This is a genomic window from Actinoplanes sp. NPDC026670, assembly GCF_040638175.1.
In the GTDB taxonomy this organism is placed as follows: domain Bacteria; phylum Actinomycetota; class Actinomycetes; order Mycobacteriales; family Micromonosporaceae; genus Actinoplanes.
The window spans coordinates 1-11,372 of sequence record NZ_JBEZXU010000131.1; the positions used below are offsets into that span (position 1 = coordinate 1).

General features: G+C 68.7%; 6 protein-coding genes. 2 read left to right on the forward strand and 4 right to left on the reverse strand.

The genetic code is table 11. The annotated features are described in order from the left end of the window. Both AB0E94_RS51805 and AB0E94_RS51810 read left to right on the forward strand, forming a co-directional pair. On the forward strand, positions 1–4,421 hold a 4,421-nt coding region (locus tag AB0E94_RS51805; protein WP_360344044.1), incomplete at its 5' end, for an amino acid adenylation domain-containing protein. An 81-nt stretch (positions 4,422–4,502) separates the two neighbouring features. Continuing rightward, entirely contained in the window at positions 4,503–6,353 is a 1,851-nt protein-coding gene (locus tag AB0E94_RS51810; RefSeq protein WP_360344047.1) for a siderophore-interacting protein, read from the forward strand. Positions 6,354–6,425: 72 nt separating this feature from the next. Here the strand turns inward: AB0E94_RS51810 and AB0E94_RS51815 are convergent, their stop codons facing one another. From AB0E94_RS51815 to AB0E94_RS51830, 4 genes are read right to left on the reverse strand one after another with little or no spacing between them, the layout of a single operon-like run. After that, positions 6,426–6,677 (reverse strand): phosphopantetheine-binding protein, encoded by a 252-nt coding sequence (locus AB0E94_RS51815; RefSeq protein ID WP_360344050.1) that lies wholly within the window; start codon positions 6,675–6,677, stop codon positions 6,426–6,428. Between the two features lie 55 nt (positions 6,678–6,732). Next, positions 6,733–7,638, reverse strand: coding sequence for a class I SAM-dependent methyltransferase (locus AB0E94_RS51820; protein WP_360344052.1), 906 nt, complete (start codon positions 7,636–7,638; stop codon positions 6,733–6,735). Beyond that, the gene (locus AB0E94_RS51825; RefSeq protein ID WP_360344055.1) at positions 7,587–9,350 is read right to left on the reverse strand and encodes an ABC transporter ATP-binding protein; all 1,764 of its coding nucleotides are present in this window, start codon (positions 9,348–9,350) and stop codon (positions 7,587–7,589) included. Before AB0E94_RS51825 ends, AB0E94_RS51820 begins: the two co-directional genes overlap by 52 nt. Next, on the reverse strand, positions 9,347–11,104 hold the full coding sequence (locus AB0E94_RS51830; RefSeq protein ID WP_360344058.1) for an ABC transporter ATP-binding protein: 1,758 nt from the start codon (positions 11,102–11,104) through the stop codon (positions 9,347–9,349). The genes AB0E94_RS51825 and AB0E94_RS51830 overlap by 4 nt, the downstream gene beginning before the upstream one ends. Positions 11,105–11,372 lie beyond the last annotated feature (268 nt).

An 11,372-nucleotide genomic window follows, 5' to 3' on the forward strand; every position in this document is an offset into this window, starting at 1 on the left:
CCCGCGCCAACGCACAACTCGGCACCGCACTCACCCTCCGCGACGTCTTCGACCACCCCCGGATCAGCGAACTCGCCCACATCGCCGACACCACCGAGGCGTCCAGTACCCGAGTCGGCGACCTGCCACGCCCCGCAGTCCTGCCCGTCTCCTACGGACAACAAGCGCTCTGGCTGATCGATCAGCTGGGCGGGCCGGGCGGGCGGTATGTGGTGCCGGTGGTGCTGCGTTTGCGCGGCGCTCTGGATCCCGATGTGCTGATCATGGCGGTACGGGACGTGGTGTCTCGTCACGAGGCGCTGCGCACGCTCCTGGTGGAGAAGGACGGCACGCTACGTCAGGTCGTCACTCCAGCGAACGAGGCAGCGGAAAGGCTCTCTCTGCCCGTTGAGGATGTCACGGGCGTGGACGCGGCCGGCGTGGATGCGCGGATCGGCGCGGTGGTGCAGGCCGGGTTCGATCTCGCGGTCGACATCCCGATCCGGGTCGCGTTGCTTCGTGCCGGCGCTGACGAATGGGTGTTCGTTGTCGCGGTACATCACCACGCAGTGGACGAGTGGTCGTTCCCGTCGCTGCTGAGCGACCTGTCGGCCGCCTATCAGGCGCGGGCCGCAGGGCAGGAGCCGGGATGGACGCCGTTGCGGGCCCAGTACTCGGACTACGCGATCTGGCAACGTGAGGTCCTGGGTGCGGCGTCGGATTCACGTTCCCTGCTCGCCAAGCACCTCGCCTACTGGTGTGACGTCCTCGCGGATGCGCCCGAGGAGTCCACGATCACGCTGGACCGGACCCGGCCGGTGGCGCCGACCCACCGCGGTGCGGATCTGTGGTTCACCGTCGACCAGAAGGTCGTGACCGGCCTGCGTCAGGTCGCGGACGAGCAGGGCGTCAGCATGTTCATGACCCTCCAGGCCGCGACCGCGTTGACCGTTTCGGCGCTGGGCGCCGGTGCGGACGTGGTGATCGGTTCGCCGGCCGGTGGACGCACCGAGGACGGCCTGGAGGACCTGGTCGGATACTTCGTGAACACACTGCCGATCCGCCACCGTTTCCATGCCGGTGACTCGATCACCGACGTTCTGCAGAACACCAGACGAACGGTCCTCGGCGGGTTCGAGCACCAGGCCGCGCCCTTCGAAGAGATCACCCGTGCGCTGGGCACCGAGCGATCAGTCGGCCGTAACCCCCTCTTCCAGACCATGCTCACCCACCGTGTCGCGGACAGCCGCCGTGCGGGCGGCCTGCACCTCGGGAGTGTCACGGCGACACCGGGTTCGGCGACGGTGGGCGCGGTCAAGACCGATCTCGACCTCGACATCTTCGATTCGGTCAACGACCTGAAGGGGAAACTCTCCTACGCGGTCGATCTGTTCGACGATGCCACTGCCGAGCGGTTCGTCGCCGTCTTCCAGTCGGTGCTGGAGACGATCGCCGCCGGTCCGGAGGCGCGGATCGGCGACCTGGACCTGCTGCCCGCACCGGAGTCGCGGCAACTCGATGCGTGGTCGTGTGGCGAGACGCTCGATGTTCCCAGGACGACTCTTGACGAATGGGTGCGCCGGCAGGCCGCGGCGAGCCCGGACACGGTCGCCGTCATCGCTGACGACGGCACTGAACTCTCCTATGGCGACTTCGATGCGCGGGTCAACGCTCTCGCCCACCTGCTCGTCGAGGAGGGCGTGCGGGTCGGGGACCGGGTCGCGGTCGCAATGCCGCGCTCGGCCGATCTGGTGGTCGCTCTGGCCGGGGTGATCCGTGCCGGGGCGGCGTATGTGCCGATCGCCCCCGACTACCCCGCCGAACGCGTCAAGCACATCCTCGCCGACGCCGAACCACGTGTGGTGATCGCCGACCGGCACACCGCCGGCGTTCATCATCAGGTGCTCACCGAGCATCCGGTGCGCCTCCTGTTCATCGACGACGAATCAGTGCAGCAACGTCTCGATGCCGGCGTGATCGACCCGCCGCAGCTCTCGCGCCCGCTGCTCCCGGCGGATGCCGCCTACGTGATCTTCACGTCCGGCACCACCGGACGCCCCAAAGGCGTGCAGATCAACCACCAGGCAATCGTCAACCGGCTGTGGTGGATGCGTGATCTCTACCAGATCGGTGCGCCGGACCGGGTGCTGTTGAAGACCCCGTTCACGTTCGACGTGTCCGTGTGGGAGTTCTTCCTACCGCTGGTCACCGGCGCAGTGGTGATCGTGGCGCAGGAGGACGGGCACAAGGATCCACAGTATCTACTCGAAGTGATCGATCGTCGCGCGGTGACTGTGACCCACTTCGTGCCGTCGATGCTTCAGGCCTTCCTCACCGCGGCCCCGGACCGGACGTCGATGGATTCGGTACGGCGAGTGTTCTGCTCCGGCGAGGCATTGCCCGTCTCGCCCGCAGCCGGCGCCATTGCGCTGTTCAAGAACGCGGAGTTGCACAACCTCTACGGGCCGACGGAGGCGGCCGTGGACGTGACCGCTCACCCGGTGATTCAGGCCGAGCTCGTCGATGCGGTCGGGGTGCCGATCGGGATTCCGGTGGCGAACACGACAGCGCGTGTTCTCGATGCGTGGTTGCGTCCGGCGCCGGCCGGGGTGGCGGGCGAGCTCTACCTGGGTGGAGTGCAACTCGCGGACGGGTACGTCGCCCGCCCCGGCCTGACCGCCGACCGATTCGTGGCCGACCCGTTCAGTGACGACGGCGCGCGGTTGTATCGCACCGGTGATGTGGTGCGCTGGAACGCGCAGGGGCAGTTGGAGTATCTCGGCCGCAGCGACGACCAGGTGAAGATCCGCGGGTTCCGGATCGAACTCGACGAAATCCGTGCCGTCCTCGAACAGCATCCCCAGGTGTCGAACGCCGCAGTCCTCGCCTTGGACAACCCGGCCGGTGGAAAGTACCTCGCGGCCTATGTGACCGCGACGGCCGAGGAAGCCGTGCTGCGCGAACATGCCGCACGGTCGCTGCCGGACTACATGGTGCCCACGACGTTCGTGCGACTGGACGAATTCCCGGTCACCGCGAACGGGAAACTGGATCGCCGTGCACTACCGCAACCGGACCTGACGGCGGGCGCAGCCTACGGCCGGCCACCGGAGACCGACGCCGAGATCGCCGTCGCCGGCATCTTCCGTGACGTGCTGCACCTCGGCGACGACATCGACCTCGGCGTGGACAACGACTTCTTCCAGCTGGGCGGCGACAGCATCTCCGCGGCAGGCCTCGTCGCCTACGCCCGCGAGCGTGGACTGACGTTCAAACTGTCCGAGGTGTTCGTGCAACGGACCATCGGCGCCCTCGCCGCGCTGGTTGCACCGTCGACGCCTGATGTCATACCGGCCGAGCCCGTTCTGGTGCCGACCTCTGCTGCCCTCGAGCGCTTGCGTGAGGCGGACGCTGCGCCTGACGAGTACGTCTTCACCGAGCTCCTCGACCTGCCCGCGCAGTCGGCGAGCGCCTCGGTCGTCTCGTCGTTCCGCTCACTGGTCGCCGGCACGGACGCGCTTCGCCTGTCGGTCGACGCCACCGGCCGGCGGCTCTGGTTCACCTACCTGCTGCCTCCGGAAACGGTCCAGCCCTCGACCGTGGAGTTGACCGCGGGCACGAACGTCGACGCGATCAGGTCGGCCGCCGTCGATCTCATCGACATCTCGACCGGCCGCCCGGCCGCCCTCGCCTACACATACAGCCCCGAGCAGACGGTCGCCGTGCTCGCCGTCCACGCGGCGATCGTCGACCGGGCCTCGCTGCACCGTCTGGCGGAGGCGCTGCAGCAGGCCGTGTCCGGAGTCGCCGAAGTGTCCCGCACACCAGCGCTCGTCCCAGCGCTCGAAGCCGTCGAAGCAGCCGGCGACGCGGTCGCCACCGACGGCCTCGACGGCTGGAAGCGCCTTCTCTCCCGGGCCCAGACGATCGACGAACCCACCTTTGCCTCCGGCACCGTCTCCACCCTCCGCTGGGACGGCGTCCTCACCGAAGACGCCGTCAGCAGAGCCGTCCGCGACGCGCTCCGGTCGACAGGAATCGCACCCCTGATCGGCGGTGTAATCGACGAAGAGGTCCCGCTGACCTCCGATGACGACACAGGGCCGGTCGGTCCGTTCACCGCGACGGCCGCCGTCTCCCTCGACGAGGCCGAGCCGGCCAGGACCGCTGAGCTGGCGCTGCTGCGGTACCACAACAAGGCCGGACGCCGGGCATTGCGGCGTGTGCCCTCGCCCGCGGTGATCCTCACGCGGGTCTATCGGCCGGACAGCGGGTCACCGGCCCCGGAGGGCACCGAGCAGTTGTATCGCGCGGTCATCCGGTATCACCTCGCCCCGGACGCGACGGCGATCACGTTCCTCGGCTTCGCGGAAAAGGTGGTCACCGATCTCCGAGCGGCTCTGGCCGACCAACTCCGCCGGGTCGCGGTGAGAAATTCCTAAGGTTAGGCAATGCTAATGTTTGGTGTCCGGCTTCTGGCAGACCACGTTTCGGTACGCCACCTGCTCGATTGAGGAGTCGCAGTGCCGCGTCGTGCCCGCCCCACCGCCGTACACACCATCGCCCTGCGAGAGCTGGAGGTGGCGCGGGTCGTCGATGTCACTCCCGGGATGCGCCGGGTGACCCTCACCGGTGATCAGCTGGGATCGTTCGCGGGAAGCGACGGTACGACCTTCCCCGAGTTCGCCAGCAGCGGGTTCGACGACAGCGTCCGGTTGATCTTCCCGTACCCCGGGGAGAACGAGCCGGTGGTCCCGGTCTACAGGGACGGCAAGTTCCGGTGGCCGGCCGACCCGCCGGCGTTGTGGCGGGTCTACACGGTGCGACGCTACGACGCGCAGGCTCGCGAGCTCGACATCGACTTCGTGAAACACGGTGTGGGCGTCGCGACGACGTGGGCGTACCGGGCGAAGCCCGGCGATCGCCTCCACGTCGGGGGACCGTCGGTCTCCAGTGGCCGGCCCGAGGGCTATGACTGGTTCCTTGTCGTCGGTGACGACACCGCCATTCCGGCGATCGGCCGGTTGCTCGAGGAACTGCCCGACGAGACACCGGCCGACGTCTACATCGAGGTGGCCGAGGAGGCACACCGAACCGATCTGCCAGCACGTCCCGGTGTCGAGGTGACCTGGATCGTGCGGAACGGCGCCGCGCCGGCCACCCAGCCCTTGCTGCTGCAGGCAGTCCGCGAGGCCGGCCGGCGGGACGGCGCGATGTTCGCCTGGCTCGCCGGCGAACAGTCCGTGGTACGTGACCTGCGGCGATACCTCGTCGAGGAGCGCGGTGTCGACAAGTCCGACATCGACTTCACCGGCTACTGGCGGCGCGCAGAGGTCGTGGCGCTGGACGAAGACCCCGCCCTGCCCGACCCGGAACGCAACGACGAGGCCTTCGAGAAGTTCCATGAGATGTCCGAGCTGCTTCCGCCGCTGGCGATCCGGGCGGCCGCGAACCTCGGTATCGCCGACTGCATCAGCCGTGGAGTGCGCACCGTACCCGCGCTCGCCAAGCACACCGGCGCGAACGAACGCTCGCTGGCGAAATTCCTGCGGTACCTGCAGGCGATCGAACTCTTGGAGAAGACCGGCGACGAATACCGCCTCACTGAGACCGGCGAGTTCCTGACCAGCGAGTCCGTACTCGATCACCTGACTTCCGGCGGGGTCGAGTTCCGCATGTCGCAGGCCTTCCACGGCCTGGAAACGGCGGTCCGCCACGATCAGCCGGTGCTGGCGTCGGTGACCGGCAAGGACTGGGACGCCCTCCGCAGCGATGTGACCTTCGAGCACAAACGGCTGGAGAACAAGTCCCGGTTCGTGCAGGTGCTCGCCGAGCCGCTCGCGAAGTCACCCGTGCTCGCCGGCGTCGGCACGATCGTCGTCCACGCGGCCGGCGCGGCGGTCCACGCCGACTACCTCACGGCGGGGCATCCGGAGGCGACGGTGACCATCGTGGCGCTCCCCACCGCCGCCGACTGGTTCCGCCGGGACATCCCGACCAGCATCGCGGATGCGACGCGACGCGACCGGATTCGCATCGTCGAGCAGTCGGTGTTCGAGAAGACCGAACCTGCGGACGCCGTGCTCATCATCGACACGCTCGGGCAGCATCGGGACGCGGAGGCGAGGCTCATTCTTCAGCGGGCCGCTGCGAGCCTGAGCCCTGGCGGCCGGGTGCTGTTGGTGGAGGACGTCTTCGATCCCGACGAGCTGGACGAACATGACGCCGAGCGGGACATCCTGCAGTTGACGCTGCACGGATCGGGATACCGCACCGAGGAGGAGCTCGAGGCGGTCATCACCGGCGCCGGCCTGAAGGTGATCCAGACGTCGCTCGTCGGGTGGGGCAACACGTTGCGAGTGCTCGCACCGTGATCTGAGGTCGTCGGCTGCGAGCAGTCCGGCCGGGTCGTCCACGACGAACCCGGCGGCCGCCCTACCGTTGGGTCAAGAAGCTACTTCCTCACCGGCCTGGAGCTTCTCGATGACCTCGATCCAGTGACCGAGCCTCGAATCCTCGGCCAGGGTGATGAAGTCGATCCGGTCCACGCCCGCGGTGCGCCACCGCTCCACCAGGTCCATGAGACGCACCGAGTCCATCCCCTGGTCGCGGAGGCTCAACTCGTAGTCGATGTCCGCGGGTTCGAGGAACAACACGTCGGCGACGTCGGCGATCAACTGTTCGGTGCTCAGACTCATCAGGACTCCTCGTTCATTGCTTGCCAACTTCTTTTGACATTTCCGGCCGGCCGTGTCAGACGGTGGCGATCAGGGCTTCCTCGCCGCTGTACGGTCGCAGGCCGTCGGTCCGGCCCGCGAAGTAGCGATCGGTCAGGTCGGCTGCCGAGACATGTTCGGCATCGGCGAAACCTGCCTGTCGCGCCAGCTCGATGATCTGGGCGGGAGTGTAGAAGCCGATGAACGGCGTACCGGCCCGCCGGGCACCCTCCCGGGAGGCACGCCGAATCTGCACGTCCTCGGGCGCGAGATCTTCGAGATGACGGAAGAACGTGAGGATCAGCGACGAGCCGGCCGGCAGACTCGCCACCCGCTTGAGGGTCGCCGCTGTGGCCTGCTCGGTCAGATACATGGTGACTCCCAGCCAGGACACCACGGCGGGACGCGAGGCATCGAATCCCGCCGCCTGCAACCGATCCCACCAGTCGTCGTTCGCTTCGAAGTCGACCGGAACCAGGCGCAGCCAATCCGGGATGTCATATCCGAGTTCGATCAGCCGGTTCCGCTTCCACCCCTGCGTCTCCGGCTGGTCGATCTCGAAGACGGTCATGGTCGAACCGGCATCGGGATGACGTTGGGCGTACGTGTCCAGGCCCGCGCCCAGGATCACATACTGATCCACTCCGCGGCTCGCGGCCTGCGCCACCAGCTCCTCGGTCAAACGTGCCCGCCCGACGATCGTGGCGCGTTTTCCCCGTGAGTCGCCGGGGACCATGTCTCCGCGCTCGCGCCATCCGTCGTCGTCCTGTGCCAGCCGGGCGCCCAGCACGTCCTCGAGGACGTGCGGCGGCTCGTCGACCAGGGTGTGCAAGGCGCGCCACAATGCGGTCCGCACCGCCGTGTTGTCCGGCGTGCCGACAACGCTTCCCGTCATGCTCCAGTCCTTTCTACCTTGTTGTTGATGCTTCGTCCGGCCGTCCACGCGCTCCACAGCCCGCCGTACACGCCACCCGCGGCGACCAGTTCGTCGTGCGTTCCGATCTCGATGATCCGGCCCTGCTCCATGACGACGATCCGGTCACACGCCGCAGCTTGGGAGAGACGATGCGCGATCACCAACCCGGTGCGCCCACGCAGAGTCGCCTCGGCGGCGCGGTCCAGCAACCCGGCGTGGGTGGAGCCCGCCTCGGCGGTGGCCTCGTCGAGGATCGCCAGTTCCGGGTCGGCGAGCAGCAGCCGGGCGAGGGCGAGCTGTTGAGCCTGTGCATCGGTGAGCGGATGTCCGCCGGTGCCGATCATCGTGTCGAGACCGTCCGGCAGCAGATCGAGCAGACCGGCTGCCCCGGTGGCGTCCAGCGCTGCGTGGATGTCGTGGTCGGCGGCCCCAGGGGCGGCGAGCGTGAAATTGTCGCGCAGGGTGCCGGCGAACACGTGCGTCTCTTGGGTGATCAACGTCGTACGGCCGGGCCGGGCCACCGTCCCCGCGTCGGGCAGATGGATGCCGGCGATGACGGCGGCGAGCGTCGTCTTCCCGGCCCCGGAGGCGCCGACCACAGCGATGCGCTGACCGGCGGGGATGTCGAGGGTGAGGTCGTCGAACACGCGGGGGCCCTCGCCGTACCGGAATGCGACGCTCTCGAGCCGCACGGCGACGTCGGTGTCCGCTGTCGCGGTCGGCTCGCCGTCCTCGTCCGGGATGGTGGCCACCCCGATCATGCGGCTTAGCGATGCCAGAGCCGACTGGAGGTCGTCGACGACGAACACCAGCTCGTTGATCGGTCCGAGCAGGCGCAGGACGAGCAACGTCGCCGCGGTGGCGCCACCGACGGTGGACGCGCCCGCGTCGATCAGCGCGAAGCCGACGGCGAGGACGGTGGCCAGGCTCAGACATTCGCCGAGGTTCAGGCGGATGCTGAGCATGGCCTGCACGGTGCGCGCGCGAAGCGTCCACACCGCGACACCCCAGGACGCGGTCATCACACTGTGATGCCGCTGATCGGTCAGACCGAGCCCGAGTACGGTGGCGTAGCCGCGCTGGGACTCGAGGATCTGCTGCGCGCGGGCGCTCATCGCGGCACGTTCGGCGCCGTACACCCGCGGGCCGATGCGGAGGTACCAGCGCATGACGAGCACATAGACGGGCAGCACGACGGCGAACGCGGCGGCGTACTGCCATTCCAGTGCGGCAAGCCCGCCCAGCGATACCACGATGGTGAACGCGGTGACGGTGAGCGCGGGGATCACCGCGGGAGCGGCATCGGCCACGGCGGTGACGTCGTCGCTGGTCCGAGAGATCAGATCGCCGGTCCCGGCGCGTTCGACGAGATGCTGCGGGAGTGTCATGGCGCGGCCCACGAGCTGTTCGCGCAGTCCGGCGAGGATGGTGTGGTAGACGCGGGTGGCGAGCACGATCGTCACCGCGGTGCCGGCCGCACCGAGAACTGCCGAGAGCGCCATGACGGCCGTGACCGTCAGGACGGTGCCGACGTCAGCGGTGCCCGCCTGCACCCGGTCGACGAGAAACCCGACGATCACCGGCGGGATCACGTTGATGGCGGTGCTGACGATCCCCAGCACGCCGACCGTGGCGAGCCGGAGCCGATGCCCGCGGCTGAGCCGCCACACCTCCTTGGCCGTCTCCCGGCCGCCCGCGATCGGCAGCGCATGCTCGTTGGCCGTGGATGTCGCGCTCACAAGGTTGTCCTTACCGGCGCCAGTGCGTCCTCGAGCAGGTCGACGACGCGGTCGCAGCTGCCCAGCAACGCGGGAGACGAGGTGATCAGCAGGGTCGACCGGCCTGCGCGGACGTCGCGCAGCCGTTCCGCGATGGTGTGCTCGGTGACCGGGTCGACCGCCGTGGTCGGGTCGTGCAGCACGAGCACCGGCGCGTCGCCGGCCAGAGCGCGGGCGAGCGCAAGACGCTGGAGCTGGCCGCCGGAGAGGCGGTTGCCGTCGGCGCCGAGCGGGAGGTCGAGATCGGCGGCGAAATCGTCGCATGCCGCAGCCCGCACCGCAGCCGTCACGAGCTCGGGTGTGGCCGCGGTGGCGGTGAGATTGTCGCGGATCGTCCCGCTGAACAGCATGACCCGGTGCGGCGTGAACGTGACCCGGGAGCGGTACTCCTGTGCGGTCAAGTCCCGCGCGGCGATCCCGTCCAGCTGTACCGCGACCTCGTTGCCGGGCCCACGCGGATCCAGCAGAGCCTCCGTGATGCGTGCGGCGGTCAGGTCGTCGGTGCGCACTCCCACGAGTTCGCCGGGCTCCACCCGGATCGTCGTGCTGAGCGTGGACACCTCCAGCACCGGCACCTGCTCCAGCCCTGGCAACTGCTCAGCCGGCGGCCGCGCCGCGTCGACCGGCTCGGGTATCACAGCACCGTCGGTCTCCAGCGCGTCGAGGATGCGCGCGGACGAGGCGCGGGCGCCGGCGAGGTTGGGGATGGAATCGTTCGCGATCGACTGGATCTGCGGCAGCAGGGCCTGAGCAAGGCCGACAGCGGCGATCAGCTCGCCGATGCTGAGCTGTCCGTCCACGGCGAACCAGCCCGCCAGCCCCATGACCGCTGCGACGAAGGTGCCGGTGACCACACCGGAGCCCATCAGGAACCGTCCCAGTAGTCCCGCATTGCGCTTGGCGCCGACCAGCGTCTCCTGGCTTGCCTGCCGGTACCTTCTGGTCGCCTCGGTCTCGGCGCGTATCCCCTTGACCACCCGATAGCCGGCCACGACATCCGTGGCCAGTCCGACCGTGGTGGCCAGCAGCCCCTGGTACTCACGGGTGTCCCGGGACAGCCGCTCGCTGAGGACGCCCATCAACCACACCGCCGCCGGCGCCCCCACCAGCACCGCAAGCCCGAGCAGCCAATGTGTCGTCAGCAGCGACACCGCGATGAATCCGATGGTCGTGATCCTCGCGATCGGCATGATCACGAGCTGAACCCCGTTCGCCAGGCGGGCGACGTCGTTGGTCATCAACGAGACGACGCCGCCGCCCGGCGCGTGGACACTGCCGCCGACCGGATGCAGCACACGGGTCGAGAGGGTGCTCCGGAGGCGGTGCTGCAGCAGCTGAATCGCATACGCGGTCAGCTGGGTGGCGAATTTCGCCGCCACCGTCAACCCGACATACGCGGCCACCAGCGCGCCGAGCCACAGCGCCAGCTGCCCCGCATCCCCGGTCGCCAGCGCACGGTCGATCGCGAGGCCCGTCACCACCGGGACCGCTGCCTCGCCCACCTGCCAGACGATCGCGGCCAGCGCCGCCGGAACGGAGACCCGCCGCACCGAGAGGATCACCCGCAACAGGAATCGACCGGATGTGGTCCCCGGGCCGACCTCGAACGGCTGGACCTCGGGTGGATCGGTGGGCGCCTGCCAGAGCACAGGCAACCAGCGGGTCAGAGGTCCCCGGCCCAGCCCCGACGGGTCGGAGTGCGAAGTGTCCCTCATGGCCGGACTCCGGAGAGATGGAACGACCCGTCCGGGATCGAACATGGACAGGCCGTCGTCGAGGGGCGGATGTCGTACCTGATGGACGCGTCTCCTCGCTCGGGAGGCGGGATGGGTGGTGGCACCGTGCAAGGTTAGCCTACCCTTCGTTGAGGTTGTAGCGATCGTTGCCTCGGTTGGCTCGGTCTGGTCTCAAGAGAAGTGGGTGTGCTTCCGTTGACGGCTTTTGATCGTGTGGAGTTGACGGCGAGTCAGCGTGGTAACTGGG

Bases quoted from the DNA above. Each gene is read 5' to 3' on its own strand.
- AB0E94_RS51815 (WP_360344050.1), bottom strand. From the start codon at position 6,677: ATGAGTCTGAGCACCGAACAGTTGATCGCCGACGTCGCCGACGTGTTG.
- AB0E94_RS51830 (WP_360344058.1), bottom strand. From the start codon at position 11,104: ATGAGGGACACTTCGCACTCCGACCCGTCGGGGCTGGGCCGGGGACCT.